The sequence below is a fragment of the Microbacterium sp. LWO12-1.2 genome (assembly GCF_040675875.1).
Lineage (GTDB): Bacteria > Actinomycetota > Actinomycetes > Actinomycetales > Microbacteriaceae > Microbacterium.
Genome location: NZ_JBEGII010000001.1, coordinates 3955762 through 3972243, shown reverse-complemented (window position 1 = coordinate 3972243; position 16482 = coordinate 3955762). Strand labels below are relative to the sequence as shown.

Sequence of the window (16482 nt, the reverse complement as noted above, 5' to 3'; positions counted from 1 at the left end):
TCAGCGGGGCTCGACTTGCTCGGCGATCTGCGCCGCCGCCGCCTGGAGCGCTTCCACGATTCCAGCCACTTTCTCCCTCGGCAGTCGCTCGATGGGCGCGCTGACGCTGATACCGCAATGGAGGCCGCTGATGGGGATCACCGCTGCAACGCAACGCCCCCCATCCTGATTCTCCGCATCGTCCTCACCGAATCCGGAGGCTCGGACCTTCTCAAGCTCCTTGAGGTAGCGCCCTTCGTCGGTGATCGTCTTCGCTGTGAACGGATCCATGCCTTTCGCACGAAGGATCGCGACAACTCGATCTTCGGGCAGCTGAGCACAAATAGCTTTCCCGAGGGCGGTGCTGTGCACAAATCCACGATCTCCGACTCGCGCAGCCAACCGCATCATCTGAGGCGACTCAGCGACCAGTTCGTGAACAACGAATCCGCCGTCGAGCACGCCGACATTCGTCGTCTCGCCGCATTCGTCCCGGAGCGCCTCGATGATCGGCTCGGCCACGTCGAGCAGGCGCTCTCGCCCCCGCGGGTCGGTCGCGCGAAACGCCAGCCCCAGCCGATAGGTCGATGTGGATGGGTCTCGTTCGAGGTACTGCCGCGCTTCGAGCGCCGCGAGATAGCGGAAGGCGGTGCTCTTGGGAATGGACGCACCCTGGGCGGCGTCGCTGAGCGAGAGCCCGGCCGGCGAATCGGCGGCGAGATCAAGTAGGTCGCACACACGATCGACTGCTCGAATCGAGTACGAACCGTCTGCCGCGGGCTCAGCCATGTTCTTCCTCTCCCTGCTCGATGCGGCTTTCCGGGGACTTCGACCGGTAAGCCACAGCGTCGAGCTCGAATTTGAGGTTTGCGATCCCGCATACGATGCTCGTCCGCGCAGGATAGGGTACCCCGAATGATCCACGATAGAGGGCGTTGTACTCGGCACGGTCGGACTCGTCCGCGAGGTACGCGGTCACCTGAACAACGTCATCCATACTGAGCCCCGCCCAGGAGAGTATCTCCTGCAGCTTCGAAATGGACCGCAGGAACTCACCCTCGAACGTGTCTTCGACGTACGCACCAGACTCATCGACGGAGGCCTGGCCGGACACGAAGAGCAAGTCCCCCGCCCAGACTGCCGAGGAGAACGGAAGCGTTGCCTCGCTGTGCGGAGTGGAGAGCGCCTTACGCATTGGCATGCCTTTCAGGATCGAATTCGGTGTGCTCGAACGGGTACATCGGCCTGGCCCGGCGACGGTACGGGAGGCCCTCGATCGAGAGCCTCGTTATCCCGGGCGTGTCGACGGCCACATGGCCCCGGGTGTGTGACTCGAAACCTGCACGCGGGCCGTTCACGCCCTTTGCGACGATCCCGCGGAGCGTGGCCGGATCGATTCCGTGCGAAGTCAACTGCATCATGCTGACGGGCTGCACCAGTTTCGATGTGACGACGACGATGAGATTGTGGAGCGTCTTGACCGCAACGGTTGTCCCCGTATCGAAGTGCCGCAACCCGCCATGGGCCACGACAGGCTCTTCATAGATGCCGTTCGTTGCGGAGATGAGCTCACCGGCCAGCTCGACAGGTTCGCCGGCTTGCTCGCTCGACCACCCGCCTACCAGCGCACTCACTTTGCTGCCGATGGCCGCCGTCGCAAGACTGACCGCCGCTGCCGGGTCTTGGATGGTGAAGACGAGGTCGTGTGCACCGATCGCGATCGCGGCCGCGAGCAGGTGCGTCGTGTCGCCCGGCCCACCACCTCCGACATTGTCACCCACGTCGAGAAGGAGCACCGGGTCACCCGGTTGCCTGGAGCTCGACTCAGCCAGCGCTGACGGGATATCCACGCCTCCGCCTTGCAAGTCCCGTCTCACCTCCCAGACGGCCTTCGCCATCAGCCTGGCCGCCCGCTTTGCCGCGTCGGCTCCCCCTGGATGAGTAACGGATACGGACATCCCCATCTGTTTCACATCTGCGTACGGGAAACCCTCCAGGATGCTCACGTCCAGGGCTGCTTCTCGGGTGGCGATCGTCCTCGCCTGGTCGAGCAGTCCGCGCATCGGCTGTTCGCTGGTGTCCTGTCTCACGATGTTGACGGCAAGTGGGATGCTCTCGATGTGGACGGTCGGCCTCGGTGCGCCGTCCAAGATTCCGAGCAGTGCTCCGCGACAGGCGAGCCCGCGCTGAGCAGGATCGACGTGCGGGTTGGTCTGGTAGGGCATGAGGACATCGACGAGCTCCGCGATGCCTGGTGACAAGTTGGCGTGCATGTCGACGACGAGTCCGATCGGCGCGCCACCGGATCGTTCGTGAACAGCTTGGGCGATCCGCAAATCTGCTTCTTCGACGTCTTCCGCAACAGCAGCGCCATGCAGGTTGAGGAGGATCGCGTCCCACTCGCCGCCGGCATCGAGCAACGAGGTCATCTCAGACAAGAGGCTGTCGAAAGCACGCTTCTCGATTCGCCCGCGGGGGTTCGTCCACGCCGCCAGAAGGGGGACGAGCTCGACGTCCGATCGCGCCAATGGCGCCAAGAAGCCTGCGTACGTCGACTGCGACTGGGCATGAACCTCGATGATCTCGTCGCCTCGTTGGATCCCTCCGTCTGCGTACAGCTCCCCGGTCGCCAAGTCGTTGGAGAACGTATTGGTCTCATGCCCCAACCCGAGGACGGCGATCCGCTTCACTGGTCGACCGCCGGATATCCGGCGGGAGCAGGCGCATTCTCGGCGACTACCGCGTTCTCCGAGATGGGGAAGTAGCAGGCCACATCCGGTTCGCCCACGGCGATCGTCCTGAGCGGCGGCGCGTGGCCGGAACACACATCTTCCGCTCGTACGCATCGCGTGCGGAACACACATCCGGAAGGAGGATTCATCGGATCCGGCAGTTCGCCGATTGCCGAGGTCCGACGGGAGCTCTCCCTCAGGTCGGGGTCGGTCACCGGCACGGAGCCGAGAAGCATGTGGGTGTACGGGTGCTGGGGGCGCTCGAACACATCATCCACTGCCCCGATCTCGACAACCTTGCCGAGGTACATCACTGCGACGCGGTGGGCGAGATGGCGAACGACGGCCAGGTCGTGGGAGATGAAAAGGTAGGCGAGCGACAACTCGTCCTGAAGGCGCATGAGCAAGTTGATGACCTGCGCCTGCACCGACACGTCCAGAGCAGAGACGGGTTCATCGAGAATGAGCACTTCCGGCTCCAGCGCGAGTGCGCGTGCGAGCCCCACTCGTTGACGCTGGCCGCCGGAGAACTCATGAGGATAACGGGTGGAAAGGTCAGATCTGAGGCCGACCAAGCCGAGCAACTCGTGTGCGCGCGCACGCCGGGTCCTGGCTGACCCGATTCCGTGAATCACGAGTGGCTCGCTGATGATCTCCTCGATGGTCATCCGAGACGGCAGCGACGCATAGGGGTCCTGGAACATGTACTGCAGATCTTGGCGCGCACGACGCAGTTCTCGCCGATTCATTGCGGCCAGATCACGGCCGTTGAGGAGAATCTCACCGGAGGTCGCGGGAAGGAACTGCATGATGCTCTTGCCGACCGTGGACTTGCCGCATCCTGACTCTCCGACCAGCGCCAAGGTCTCTCCCCTGGCGATGGAGAATGACACGTCGGTGACGGCGTGCACCGCTCGTCGAGGATGCCACGGTGCAGATCGCGCGACGGGGTAGTCCTTGCTCAACCCGCGCACTTCGAGGATGGTCTCGTTCATGGGTTCACTCCCTGCGGCACTGCGAGCTCGTCGGCGAAGAAGCACGCTGAGGCGTGCGCTGGCTCGACGTCGATCAAGGAAGGCCGGTCTGTTCGACAGATGTCGCGCGATCCCGCGATGTGGCACCGAGAACGGTAGGCGCATCCTGTCGGGAGCAACCTGAGATCCGGCGGCTGACCAGGAATGGTGGGCAATTCGTGACGCTCGCCTGTGGTGAGTGTCAACCGAGACTGGAGCAACCCTGTTGTATACGGGTGCGACGGCCGGTGGAAGACATCACGTACGGTCCCTGTTTCGACGACGGTGCCGGCATACATCACCGTGGCGTGGTCCGCGACTTCCGCAATCACTCCGAGATCGTGGGTGATGAGCACGAGCGCGGCATCCGATTCTCGCTGCACCTCAAGGAGAAGCCGCAATATCTGAGCCTGCACGGTGACGTCGAGGGCGGTCGTTGGTTCATCCGCCAGAATGAGTCGAGGGCTATTGGCCATCGCGATCGCGATCATCACTCGCTGACGCATACCGCCGGAGAGTTCGTGCGGGTACTGGTTCACCCGTTGATCCGGTCTGGGGATCCGGACCATGTCCAGCAGCTCGAGAATCCGCTTCTGCCGGCCCCGCTTGTTGAGGTCGAGGGAATGTCGCTTCAGACTCTCATCGATCTGCTGACCGATCGACATGATCGGGTTCAACGCAGTCATCGGGTCCTGGAAGATCATTCCGATCTCCCCTCCGCGAACACTCTGCAGTTGACGTTCGGACAGCTGCAGCAGGTCTCGGCCCATGAAATGAGCCGTACCCGCGGTGACCCGACCCGCTTTGGGCAGGAGCCCCAGGAGAGACATCACGGTGACGCTCTTGCCGGATCCTGATTCGCCGACGATTCCCATCGTCCGCCCGGCTTCGACGCGGAGGGATACACCCCGAATCACTTCCAGCGGTTCCCTCGGGTCTCCGAATTCGACGCGCAGATCATCGACGTGGAGCAGGGGGTCTTGCGGCTCTGTATTCATCAGCTTTCCTGCCTCGGATCGACCGCATTGCGAAGACCGTCGCCGACGAAGTTGACGCTCAACACGGTCAAGGTGATGGCGATTCCAGGCGGCAACCACAGCCATGGTGCCGTCTGCAGGATCTGCAGGGACTGAGCTTCGCTCAGCATGCTTCCCCAGCTCGCAGTGGGTGGAGGTACACCCAACCCAAGAAAAGAGAGCCCTGCTTCCGTCAGAATGACTCCGGCCGTAAGGAGCGTCGCGACGACCGTCGCGGGGCCGAGAACGGACGGAACGACGTGCTTCGAGATGATGCGCCAATTTGTCGCCCCCAGCCCTGTCACCGCTTGGATCGAATCGCGCTCCCTGAGCGAAAGCGCAAGGCCCCGAACCACTCGGTAGGCCCCCGTCCACTCCATCAGCGCCATCGATACGATGAGCAGCCCGAAGCTCGGGCCGAGGAACGCGGCAAGCGTGATGATGACGATAAGAGTGGGGAAGGCCTGAACGACATCAGTGATCCGGCTGAGGAGGGCGTCGGTACGGCCTCGGAAGAACCCGGCGAGTGCTCCCAGAAGAACTCCGATGAAGGTCGCGGCGAGCGCGGCGACGAGTCCGATGAGAAGAGATATCCGGCCACCGTGAAGAAGCCTCGCGAGCACATCGCGTCCGGCCGAGTCGGTACCGAGCAGATGCTCAGGGCTGGGCGGCTTGCGGTACAAGATCGGATCAACGGCATTCGGATCGATCATGTAGAAGACCGGCCCGATCAGGCACGCGGCGACAAGAAGGACGAGAACGATCAAACTGGGGAACGCAAGTCGGTATGCGGTGAATCGCGACCACGGGGTGTTCGCCTGCGCATGATGCCGCGATGTGTCGTTGATCTCGCCTACGGTATCGAAGTCCTCACGGATGACATCGGTCATAGCTTGATCCTCGGGTCGATCGCGGCGTAGGCAACATCGGCGACGAGGTTGCAGAGCAAGACGACTACGGTCGTCAGCATGACGAAACTGATGATGACGGGGTAATCCTGGTTGGTGAGCGCTTCGACCGCCAGGCGACCGGTGCCAGGCCACGCGAAGATCGTCTCGATGATCACCGCGCCACCCAGAAGACTCGGAATGCTGGTGGCGATCACCGTGACCAACGGGATCATCGCGTTGGGCAGCCCATGTCGCAGCGTGATGTACCCCGGCCGCAGCCCTTTCGATTTCGCAGTGATCATGTACTCCTGGTTGAGCACGTCGAGCATGCTCGAACGGGCCCACCGGATGTACCCCGCGGACGCGGCGAGGCCGAGGATGCCGGCGGGCAGAACCAGATACTTGAGGGAGTCCACCCAGCCGCCCCCGGGAGACCCCATGCCCGCAGTGGGCAACCAGTGCAACGTCAGCCCAAAGATGAAGATGCCGAGGAGCGCGAAGAAGAACGTGGGGATGGAGATGAGCGCGAGGCTCGCAAACGACACCGCGTAGTCCCAGATGGTGTTCTTCCTCAGCGCGGCGAGAATGCCGCCTCCGACTCCGACCACGATGGCGATAAGCGTGCTGATGCCCATCAGATAGAGAGTGGCGGGGAGACGACTCAGGATCAGTTCGCCGGCGGGACGACCGGATCGGATCGAGATGCCCAGGTTCCCCTGCAGTGCTTCGCGCAACCATGCGAAGTACTGCACCGGAAGCGGGTCGTTGAGGCCCAGTTCCTCCCTCTTGGCGGCTATGGCAGCGTCACGGTCGCCGACGAAGTTCAACGGGTCGAAGTACATGCTGACCGGGTCCCCGGGAATCATCCGGGTCAGAGCGAAGATGAGGACGCTGGCGACGAGAAGGACCACCAGGGACGAGAACGTACGTCTCGCGATAAATGAAAGCAACCCTCACCTCTTCTGATACGCGACTTGCGGGGGTGGGGCTACTCTCCCCACTGTTGCGGGGAGAGTAGCCCTGATCTCAATCGGCGATGTTCCAGTGCTGTGCAGCGTTCAACGTCCCGACTGCGGGGTCGAAGCCAGTGACACGCTTCGCCGATCCGTAGGCAGGCTGTTCCACGTACAGCGGCATCGCCGGTTGGTCAGCGTTGAGGATCCGGTTGGCCTCTTGATAGATCGGCTCGCGCACGCTCTGATCGTCTGTCTTGACGCCTTGAAGCAGCAGCGCATCAAGTTCTGGGTTGCAGTAGCCGGAGATGTTCGACGACGCGTCACACATGAACCGTCGGTTGATGTTCCCCGGCTCCGAACCGACCAATCCCATGATCGAAATCAGCAGATCGAACTCTCTGTTCTCGACAAGCTCCGTGAGCTGAGCCGGCTGAGAGGCGCGAAGCTGCGCATCGATCCCGACAGCAGCGAGCTGACCCTGCACGACGTTCATGACCGCATCACGGTCCGGCTGGCCTGGGATGATATCCAAGTAGACGACCGTGCTGGCGTCCCACGCTGCGTCAGCCAGCAACTCCTTGGCCTTCTCAGGATCGTAGTCGAACTCGATCAGATCATCGGGAGTAGCCCACTCCGGCGTGTAGAGCATCGACTGGGGCACCCTCCCGTTCCCATTGAGAACGTTGTCGACGATCGCCTGGCGATCGATCGCGTACAAGATCGCCTGCCGTACGCGGGCATCGGCCAGTTTCCCGTTGTCGAGCGCGCTGTAAAGAGCCATGGCGCCGATTCCCGGACCGACCTGGACATCCACCACATCTTCCTGTCGCACCGTCTCGACGTCAGCGGAGGCCAGCTGAGCAATATCGATCTCGCCGGTCTGGAGCTGAGCGCGCGCAACATCGCCAGTCAGATACTGAGCGTAGATGTGATCCAAAGGGTGGTCTTCGAGGCTTTCGGGATTCGGAACGAACTCGATCTGGTCGTCATCCACCCATCGCGAGAAGATGTAAGGACCGATGCCCACGCTAGGGCTACGGAACTCTTCGTTGCCCGCGAAGTCGGCCGAATCGATCTCCCCGTAGATGTGTTCGGGAATGATCTTCAGGTAGAGCAGATTGGAAAGGAAGACGACGCTTGGTTCTGTCAGATCAATCTGGACCGTCGTTTCATCGAGGGCCTTGATTCCCGAGACACTGGGTGCGGAACCTGCCACGAATTCCTCATATCCGACGACCCCCGCGAGCTCACCACCGTGCAGTGATTCGGTCGCCGGATCTGCCCACGTCTCCAGACTGTAGACGACGTCATCAGCGGTGAAGGGCTCCCCGTCACTCCAATTCGTTTCAGCCAGTGTGAACGTGACCGATGTGGCATCAGGCGTGAACTCCCACGAACTTGCGAGCGACGGAACGAACTCCTGACTCTCGTTGGCGATGAGGCTACGGAAGTGCAGACCCACGATCTCGCCGTCGGCTGCGCCCTCGGCGTGGAACGGGTCGAAGCTGGTCGGCGCTTGGAAAAGCTGGAACCGGAGATCTTTCGTGGTCGTACTCGACTCGGGACTCGAACAACTGGCTAGCATTGCTGTTGCGACGACTACCGCAGCTGCTCCCGCAATAATGCGACTAAGGGCAGGACTTCTCATCGGGCTTCCTTCCAGGGTGATCGGGTTGTCTGACTGTCAGCGTCCATGATTTCATTCAATGGAAAATGTGTTTCATTTTGATATAATCCGTTCCAATATGGGCCGTTGTCAAGCATGTAAATGAAACTCACCCAAATCGTGATGCGATCGACCCAGCCGCGATCATGCCGCAGCTGACTCGGTCCATCCCCGCCTCCTCACCTCACGAATCCGGCGCGCCCCGGCCGCACTCACCCCGAACGTCGGGGAGGCGTCCACACCTCCGACGATGGAGAAGGCGGACGCGTGGTCTACTCAGCGACGATCCGGAGCAAACTAGGAGCCGAGCCCCGATGAAGATCTCGCACAACAGAAAAGGCACTTGCCCACTCGGAGAACGAGGGATCAAGTGCCTGATTTTTCTGCGGAGACGAGGGGATTTGAACCCCTGGTCCCCGTGAGGGGACTCCACCTTAGCAGGGTGGTGCACTCGGCCGGACTATGCGACGTCTCCAGGCATCCGACCCGAAAGCACGGATGCACCTAGCCATCATAACGGGTTCGACCAGGAGGTACGAACCACGGCCCGATCTCATTCGCTTCGGGTGATGCGGCGCCCGGGGGACGGCGCGAGAATCGCGGCGAGCGCGCGGGGATCGGACCCTGCGCATCGTCTCGCCGGAGCTCCGGCGGAGAGGTGGGAATCATGTCCTCGACCCGATACTCGACAGGATCATCCGCCTGGACGGGGTGGGCCGCCTTCGCCGGCGTCATCATCCTGATCAGCGGGATCTTCACGCTGCTGCAGGGCCTGGTGATCCTCCTCGGCCCGCAGGCCTCGTACGTCGTGGTCGACGGAGACCTGTTCCTGTTCGACCGCACCGGGTGGGGATGGTGGAGCGTCGTCGTCGGCGGCCTGCTGACCCTCACCGCGTTCGCTCTCTTCAGCGGCGCCACCTGGGCCCGGGTGGTGGCGGTCATCCTCGCCGTGATCAACGCCGCGAGTCAGCTGCTCCTGCTGCCGGTACAGCCGTGGTGGTCAGTGCTCGTCATCGCGATCGACATCCTGATCATCTATGCACTCACCGCGCACGGTCACGAACTGTCCGAGCGCCGATCGCCGAGCGAGCGCGGGAGCATCGTGTGACCGAGCGGCTCACCCTCGGACAGATCCTGCGGCGCCCCGCCTCCACGGCAGAGTCCCGGGAGTCCGCCGCGCTGCTGGTCGCCGCCGTGGCGTTCGTCATCGCCGCAGCGATCGCGCTCCTCGTCTTCGCCGGAGGCCCGCGCGCGATCGCCGGTCCCGGATCGGTCGGACAGTTCGCCGCGATCGGCGCGGCCCTGACCGCGGTGGTCGTGTTCGTCGTGGCGCGCTGGTTCGTGGGCAGAGCGACGGCCGAACGGGGGCAGGAGGACTCGCGCCTGCTCCCCCGCATGCGCTGGTTCGATGTCGCAGGCGTCGCCGTCGCCCACGGCGTGATCGCACTACTGGGGTGGATCGGAGCGGCCTACGTGCTGGAGAGCAGCTTCGTCGGAGCGGTGGTGTTCCCGTTGTCCGCCGCGCTCCTGACCGGGGTCGTGGTCGCCTGCACCGCGTATCTGACCGTGGCCTCGGCCACCAGCATGACCCCGATGCTGCTCTCGCTCGTGCTGATGCTCTTCCTGGTTGTCGGCGTATGCGCCAGCATGCTCAGCGCGACGGATCCGGAGTGGTGGAAGAAGAACCTCAGCACCCTGGGCATCTCGGATGACATCTCCGCGCTGACGTTCAATCTCACGGTGATCATCGCCGGACTGCTGGTCACCACGATCGCCCACTTCGGCACCGCGGGCATACCGGCGACGACCGACAGGCAACGGCGGGGGCGGCGGATCGTCCGCACCGAGCTCCTGGTGCTCGGCATCCTGCTCGCGTGTGTGGGACTGTTCCCGGTCGACGAATACCTGGCCATCCACAACGCCGTCGCCTCCGGGATGGCGGTACTCTTCGTCGCACTGATCATCGGACTGCGGCGGAACATCCCCACCGCTCCCCGCGTCTTCGTGATGCTGGGCTATGTGATGGTGCTGTGCATCGTCGTGATCGCCGTGCTGTTCGCGACGGGGTACTACAACCTCACCGCCGTCGAACTGATCGCATTCCTCATCATCTTCACCTGGCTGCTGCTGTTCCTGCGCAACACCGCGGCGATGGCCGACGAATCCGCCGACCACCGCGCCGACGCCGACATCAGTGTGCGAGAGCCTTCGCCTTCAACGACTCGTACTCGCTCGGAGTGATCGCCCCGGAGTCCAGCAGGCCCTTGGCCTTGGCGATGTCGTCGGCCGGCGACGCACTCCCGGCCGCCTGACGGATGTAGGCGGCCTGAGCCTCCTGCAACGCACCGATCTGCTCCGCCCGACGTTCGGCCATTCCCTGGCCCCGGGCGATCAGATAGACGAGCGCGGTGAGGAAGGGCAGGAAGACCAGGAAGATGATCCACACCGCCTTCAGCCAGCCGTTCAGCGAGCTGTCACGGAAGATGTCGCCGATGATCGTGAAGACGACCATGAGATAGGAGATGAAGACGAAGGACCAGAAGAACCAGCCGACGAGATCCCAGATGTTCATGTGCAGCTCCTTTGCTCAGGACACGGGCGTGCCAGCACCGAAGCTAGTGAGCGGGTGATCCGGCGGCGTCACCCGCATCGGGTGACTTCTCCCCTGCGCTGTCGACCGGATTCACCGAGACCACCTCGATATGCAGATCGTCGAATGCTCCCAGCAGGCCCAGCAGTCGCGGCTGGTCGACGACCGGACCGATGATGCTCGTCACCCCGCCCGGCCTGGCCGTGACGGTGAACCCGTCGAGAGCATCGGCCAGATCCGCACCCATGTGCCCGCGGACGATCACCTCGAAGATCTGGACCATGGGGAACCTCTCTGACTCGCTCGATCGCCGACGCGGCACGGACGGACTCCCCCATGATGCGACGCGCGGCGCGGCTCGTCCTCACCCCCTCTGGATGATCTGCGTCGGCACTGCGATACTGACCCTGATCGCGATGACCGTCCTCCCCCATACGCCGGTGCACGCCGTCGATCGGCCGCGTCTGCGCCGCCGGCTCGACGATGCACTGGGCGCGCCCGTGAGCACGCTCATCGCCCCTGTGGGGTCGGGGAAGACCGTGCTGCTGTCGCAATGGGTCACCTCCCGCAGCGATCTCGGATTCGTCTGGTTGGACCTCGACGCAGCAGACAACGATCCGCAGCGGTTCATCCGCAGACTCGTGTCCGGCCTGAGCGCCCTGACAGGTGCAAGACAAGACCTGGGCACTCCGCATGCGCTCAGCGACGGAGCACTCGGCACGTCCGCGCTCGAAGGACTGCTGGCAGTCTTCCGGGAGCACCCGGGCATGACGTTGATCATCGACGACCTGCACACGGTGTCGAACGCGGCCATCCTCTCCGACCTCTGGTGGCTGGCCGATCACCTCCCGGCACACACCCACATGGTGTTCTCCTCGCGCGTCGACCTCGACTTCGGTCGCAGCCGACATCGGCTCCGTCATTCGCTGCTGGAGCTTCGGCAGTCCGACCTGGCGCTCGACGAGGAGAGCGCGGCCACGCTGCTCGAGCGGATCGTGGGCGCTCCCGTGAGCAGCACCACGTTGTCGGCCGTGATGGAGCGCACCGAGGGGTGGCCTGCCGGCGTGCAGCTCACGGGCCTGGGGCTGCGCGACCGCTCCGACCCCGAGCGCTTCGCCCGGCATCTGCGCGGCACGGATCACATGATCGCCGAGTACCTCAGCGAACAGGCGCTGGCTCAGCAGATGCCCGAGCGCCGTGAACTGCTGCTTCGCCTCTCGGCATTCGATCGGATGTCGGCCGACCTCATCGAATCCGTGCTGGGCGTGGACGACGCCGCGGCGCTCCTCGACGAGCTGCAGCATGACTCGATGTTCGTCATCGCCCTGGATGACCGCCAGGAGTGGTTCCGGTTCCACCACCTGTTCCGCGACCTGCTGCACTATCGGCTGCGCGCTCGGAAGGGCGACGAGGAGCATCGCATCCTGGTGGCGGCTGCGGAGTGGCACCACAGCGAGGGCGAGTTCTCCACCGCGATCGAGTATCTGCTGCGGGCCCACGAATGGACCAGGGTGCTCGATCTACTCCTGGCCAGCGGACGTGACGTGTTCGAGCAGAGCAGGACGCTGTCAGTGAGCCGATGGCTGGATGCCGTGCCGGCCGAGATTCGGGCCGCGCGGCCCGATGCGGAGATACTCCGCGGGATCGTGCTGGGGATGAGCGGCGACGCCACCCGAGGTGAGGATGTGCTGCGCGGGCAGGCCTCGCGCCCCGGACTCACCGCACCGCAATCGGCCGTCGTGCACGCGTACCTCGCCGCCACCGTGCAGTTCCACTCCGGCCCCGAGGTGGCGTTGCGGGCGGCGAAGACGGCGATGCACCTGCTGCGACAGGACGAGCCGTGGGAACCGCCGGACCTGCTCGGCCTCACCCAGCCCGCGTTCCTGCACACACTGACCCGCACGTCCGGCGGCCGCGCCCACTTCCTTGCCGGAGACTTCACACGCGCGCGGCGCTGGTTCGTCGACGCGCTCGCGGGACCCGGTGCCCAGTACTCGCCGTACCGGGTGCACCTGCTGGGCTCGATGGCTCTTCTCGATGCCTGGACCGGAAGCCTGGTCACCGCCGGCGCTCTCGCGAACGAAGCACTGGAGCTCGCGAGCGATGCGCAGCTGCTCGCCCACCCCGCACCGGCTGACGCCTATCTGGCTGCGGCCCTGGTCGCCGTCGAACGCGGAGAGCCGCAGGGCGCCGCTCTGTATCTTCACGAGGGAACGGTTCGCGCCGAGTCCAACCGGCGCACACAACTGCTCTGGATCGCGCACCTCATCCGTGTGCTCGCCGACCCCGGCGATGACCGACCTCCGCAACCGCCGAGCACCGGCCGACCGCCTCCGATCGTCGATGTCGCCTTGCGCGCGGAGGCGTCGAGGACGCGACGCGCTCAAGGCACGGCCCCGGCCACGCAGCTGCCCGGCGAGAACGTGATCCGTACGGACGGATGGACACCGCTCGCCGTGGAAACCGTGGCCACTATGCTCGCCACGTGCCGTCCCGGCGCCGCCAGGGAGCACCTCGCCGCGGTCACCGCGTCGACCCCTGCGATGCCGCGGGAGTCGGTCGAGCGGCTCGTCCTCCTCGCCTGGATCGCCCATGCAGAGCACGACACGACCACGGCTCACCGTCTGCTGTCCGAGGCACTCGCCAGGGCCGAAGCCCACGACCTCGTCGCGCTGTTCGCCCGCATCGACCCGGCGATCATCCGCATGGTCGCCGAGCTTCCCGGCGTGCCATCGGGATTCCGCGCCACCGTCCTGCGGCGGTCTCAGCAGAACCGTCAGCTCCGCAGGGTGTCGCCGCAACTGGCCGAGCAGCTCACCGACCGCGAACTCGAGATTCTCGCCTACCTTCCCTCGCGCATGACGAACACCGAACTCGCCGCGCGCTGCTTCGTCTCGGTCAACACGATCAAGACGCACACGGCGCACATCTACCGAAAGCTCGAGGTCGCGAACCGGAACGGGGCGGTCGCGAGGGCCCAGGAGCTCGGATTCCTCTGACTCGCGGACGAACGCTCTGACCCCGCACCGGCCCTGCCGACACAAATCGCCCGGAAAGGGTGACGCGCTCGATGATGCGCCCACCGGAGAGTGTCACGATGAGCGACGCGACCATGCCCGCATCCGATGCACCGGCGCCCGCCCCCGCGCTCCGCATCCGCCGGCGCCGCCCCGTACTCGCGGCGCTCGACCGCCCCTTCGGTCTCGGGTTCGCGCTCACGCTCGGTGGGCTCGCGGCTTTCGCCCTCGGTGTCGCCCTGACCTCGCTCTCCACGATCCTGATCTACATCACCCTCGCGATCTTCATCGCGCTCGGTCTCGATCCGGTCGTCAAGCGACTCGAACGCCACGGGATGTCGCGGGCTCGCGCCATCGCCGTCGTCTTCGGTGTCTTCCTCGTCATCCTCGTCGTCGTGATCGTCTTCGTCCTGCCGCCGGCGCTGCGACAGATCGGCGAGTTCGCGCGGTCGATACCTGACGCGATCCTGGAGTTCCAGGCTTCGGCCTGGTATCGCGGTTTCGAGGCGCAGATCGGCGATGTGGTGGGCACCGCTCTCGATCAGCTCGCCGCCTTCTTCGCCGATCCGCGCAACCTCCTCACGGTCGGAGGGGGCGTGCTGGCCGTGGGCTTCGGTATCGGCAACGCGATCTCCGGCGTGCTGATCGTCGTCGTGCTGACCCTCTACTTCCTGGCGTCGCTGACCGCTTTCCAAGCGGCCTTCTACCGGCTCGCGCCCGCGCGTGACCGGAGCACGGTCGCTGAGCTCACCGAGACGATCACCGACTCCGTCGGCGCCTATCTGATCGGCATGGTCGTCCTCGCGGCCTGCAACGCCGCCTTCTCGACGATCCTCCATGTCGCGCTGGGCCTCCCCTTCCCTGCCTTCATGGGGCTGGCCGCGTTCCTGATCACGCTGATCCCCCTCATCGGACCAGCGACGTACTGGGTCATCGCCTCGATCGTCGCGCTGTTCACCAGCCCCGTGGTGGCCCTGATCTTCGCTGTTCTGTACTTGATCTACATGCAGTTCGAGGCATATCTGCTCACTCCCCGGGTCATGAACAAGGCCATCGCGGTGCCCGGCGCGCTCGTCATCATCGGCGCGCTGGTGGGCGGCACCCTCCTCGGTCTTCTCGGGGCGCTCGTGTCGATTCCCGTGGCTGCTGCCATACTGCTGGTGATCAAGCAGGTCCTCATACCGCGCCAGGACGCGAAGACGTGAGATCGGAGCATCGGATGACCCCGACGATGGAGGAGCTGCAGCGCCGCCTGCAGGCCCTGGAGGCAGAGAACGCTGCACTGAAGGGCGGGCTCGCGTCCGACGACGCTCCCCCCGCATCCGCTCCCCGTGTGCGGCGGCCTCGCACCTGGGGACGCACGCTGCTGGCCACGGTGCTGATCACGATCGGCGCACTGCTCGCGCCGATCGCCGTCGTCGCCACCTGGGCGAACGTGCAGCTGACCGATACCGAAAGGTTCGTCACGAGCTACGCGCCGTTGGCCGATGACCCCGCCATCCAGTCGCTCATCACGACCCAGGTGATCGCGGTGATCGACGAGCAGGTCGACATCCCGACCCTGACCTCCGATGTGATCGACGGCATCATCGACCTCGGGACCGGCGACAGGGCGACGCGCGCACTAGAACTCCTGAAGGGGCCGGCGAGTCAGGGCATCCAGTCCCTCATCGGCACCGTGGTCGCGAGATTCGTGGAATCGGAGGCGTTCGCGAACGTGTGGGCATCCGCTCTCCGGGTGAGCCATGCCCAGCTCACCGGTGCTCTGCAGAACGACACGACCGTGGCGCTCGACCTGGGAGCCGACGGCACGATCGGCATCCAACTCGCTCCGATCATCGATGCCGTCAAAGAAGCACTCGCCGACCGCGGCGTGGGCTTCGCCGCAGCGATCCCGACGGTCGATCGCACGATCGTCGTCGCGACCTCCGATGCCTTGCCGAGCGTGCAGCTCGCCTACGGACTCGCGGTCGCGGCGGGTGTGTGGCTGCCCTGGATCTCGCTCCTGCTGCTCGCCGCCGGGGTCATCGCCGCGCATCGCCGCTGGGCAGCCGCGATCGCCGCCGCACTCGCTCTGACGGCGTCCATGGTGATCCTCCTCGCCGGATTCGCGATCGGTCGCATCTTCTTCGACGCCGCGATGCGCTCAGGGCCGGTACCGCCCGACGCGGGGGGCGTGATGTTCGAGACGTTCACCGGAGCGATGCGCGACACGGCCGTCGCGGTACTCGTGCTCTCCCTCGTGGTGGCGATCGTCGTCTGGTTCAGCGGCCCGTTCGCCGTTCCCGCTCAGCTGCGGGCTGCGACCAACGCCGGTGCCGCACGTCTGCGTGCCGGGCTGGCGCGTCACGGCGTGACCACGGGGCGCACCGGGCGGTGGATGTACACCCAACGCACTCTGCTGCGCGTCGTGGTCGCCGCCATCGGCGGAGCCGTGGTGCTGCTGGTGCGCCCGCTGACGCCGAGCCTCGTGATCTGGACACTGGTACTCGCCGCCCTGGTCGTGCTGCTGTTGGAGATCGTGGAACGCCCCCCTGCAGAGGACGATGCTGCGGCCGAGGACACGGCCGAAGACGCGGGCGAGCTGCCGGTGAGTGCCACCGCCGCGGGCCAGGAGAGCTGA

The 16482-nt window shown here is 64.9% G+C and carries 15 protein-coding genes and 1 tRNA gene; 5 read left to right on the top strand and 11 right to left on the bottom strand.

Annotation, left to right across the window (positions count from 1 at the left end):
* The 9 genes from MRBLWO12_RS18925 to MRBLWO12_RS18885 all read right to left on the bottom strand — a co-directional run bounded on the left by MRBLWO12_RS18925 (position 1) and on the right by MRBLWO12_RS18885 (position 8727).
* Complete coding sequence (locus MRBLWO12_RS18925; protein ID WP_363558299.1) at positions 1–768, bottom strand: IclR family transcriptional regulator; 768 nt, start codon at positions 766–768, stop codon at positions 1–3.
* On the bottom strand, positions 761–1174 hold the full coding sequence (locus MRBLWO12_RS18920) for a RidA family protein (RefSeq protein ID WP_363558297.1): 414 nt from the start codon (positions 1172–1174) through the stop codon (positions 761–763). The genes MRBLWO12_RS18925 and MRBLWO12_RS18920 overlap by 8 nt, the downstream gene beginning before the upstream one ends.
* Positions 1167–2669 (bottom strand): M81 family metallopeptidase, encoded by a 1503-nt coding sequence (locus MRBLWO12_RS18915; protein ID WP_363558295.1) that lies wholly within the window; start codon positions 2667–2669, stop codon positions 1167–1169. The genes MRBLWO12_RS18920 and MRBLWO12_RS18915 overlap by 8 nt, the downstream gene beginning before the upstream one ends.
* Positions 2666–3706, bottom strand: a complete 1041-nt coding sequence (locus tag MRBLWO12_RS18910; RefSeq protein WP_363558293.1) for an ABC transporter ATP-binding protein — start codon at positions 3704–3706, stop codon at positions 2666–2668. The genes MRBLWO12_RS18915 and MRBLWO12_RS18910 overlap by 4 nt, the downstream gene beginning before the upstream one ends.
* A complete protein-coding gene (locus tag MRBLWO12_RS18905; RefSeq protein ID WP_363558291.1) occupies positions 3703–4722 on the bottom strand; it encodes an ABC transporter ATP-binding protein in 1020 nt (339 codons plus the stop codon). The genes MRBLWO12_RS18910 and MRBLWO12_RS18905 overlap by 4 nt, the downstream gene beginning before the upstream one ends.
* Positions 4722–5630 (bottom strand): ABC transporter permease, encoded by a 909-nt coding sequence (locus MRBLWO12_RS18900; protein ID WP_363558289.1) that lies wholly within the window; start codon positions 5628–5630, stop codon positions 4722–4724. Before MRBLWO12_RS18900 ends, MRBLWO12_RS18905 begins: the two co-directional genes overlap by 1 nt.
* On the bottom strand, positions 5627–6580 hold the full coding sequence (locus MRBLWO12_RS18895; protein WP_363558287.1) for an ABC transporter permease: 954 nt from the start codon (positions 6578–6580) through the stop codon (positions 5627–5629). Before MRBLWO12_RS18895 ends, MRBLWO12_RS18900 begins: the two co-directional genes overlap by 4 nt.
* Before the next feature lie 76 nt (positions 6581–6656).
* Positions 6657–8234: an ABC transporter substrate-binding protein gene (locus MRBLWO12_RS18890; protein ID WP_363558285.1), complete on the bottom strand. Its 1578-nt coding sequence runs from the start codon at positions 8232–8234 to the stop codon at positions 6657–6659.
* Between the two features lie 404 nt (positions 8235–8638).
* A tRNA-Ser gene (locus MRBLWO12_RS18885) sits at positions 8639–8727 on the bottom strand.
* A gap of 192 nt (positions 8728–8919) precedes the next feature.
* On the opposite strand from MRBLWO12_RS18885, the gene MRBLWO12_RS18880 reads away from it, so the two are divergent.
* Together MRBLWO12_RS18880 and MRBLWO12_RS18875 are read left to right on the top strand one after the other, a co-directional pair.
* Positions 8920–9360, top strand: a complete 441-nt coding sequence (locus tag MRBLWO12_RS18880; protein ID WP_363558283.1) for a DUF7144 family membrane protein — start codon at positions 8920–8922, stop codon at positions 9358–9360.
* A complete protein-coding gene (locus MRBLWO12_RS18875; RefSeq protein ID WP_363558281.1) occupies positions 9357–10493 on the top strand; it encodes a DUF998 domain-containing protein in 1137 nt (378 codons plus the stop codon). Before MRBLWO12_RS18880 ends, MRBLWO12_RS18875 begins: the two co-directional genes overlap by 4 nt.
* Here MRBLWO12_RS18875 and MRBLWO12_RS18870 read toward each other — a convergent pair.
* Together MRBLWO12_RS18870 and MRBLWO12_RS18865 are read right to left on the bottom strand one after the other, a co-directional pair.
* The gene (locus tag MRBLWO12_RS18870) at positions 10444–10824 is read right to left on the bottom strand and encodes an SHOCT domain-containing protein (RefSeq protein WP_363558279.1); all 381 of its coding nucleotides are present in this window, start codon (positions 10822–10824) and stop codon (positions 10444–10446) included. The genes MRBLWO12_RS18875 and MRBLWO12_RS18870 overlap by 50 nt on opposite strands.
* Positions 10825–10867: 43 nt before the next feature.
* On the bottom strand, positions 10868–11125 hold the full coding sequence (locus tag MRBLWO12_RS18865) for a hypothetical protein (RefSeq protein WP_363558277.1): 258 nt from the start codon (positions 11123–11125) through the stop codon (positions 10868–10870).
* Between MRBLWO12_RS18865 and MRBLWO12_RS18860 the strand changes: the two genes are divergently transcribed.
* The 3 genes from MRBLWO12_RS18860 (at position 11124) to MRBLWO12_RS18850 (ending at position 16482) form a co-directional block, all read left to right on the top strand.
* Complete coding sequence (locus MRBLWO12_RS18860) at positions 11124–13841, top strand: LuxR C-terminal-related transcriptional regulator (protein ID WP_363558275.1); 2718 nt, start codon at positions 11124–11126, stop codon at positions 13839–13841. The two genes, MRBLWO12_RS18865 and MRBLWO12_RS18860, sit on opposite strands and share 2 nt — an antisense overlap.
* Positions 13842–13939: 98 nt before the next feature.
* Positions 13940–15064 (top strand): AI-2E family transporter, encoded by a 1125-nt coding sequence (locus MRBLWO12_RS18855; RefSeq protein WP_363558273.1) that lies wholly within the window; start codon positions 13940–13942, stop codon positions 15062–15064.
* Between the two features lie 14 nt (positions 15065–15078).
* Positions 15079–16482 carry a hypothetical protein gene (locus tag MRBLWO12_RS18850; protein WP_363558271.1) on the top strand — a complete coding sequence of 468 codons (1404 nt, stop codon included), beginning with the start codon at positions 15079–15081 and terminating at the stop codon, positions 16480–16482.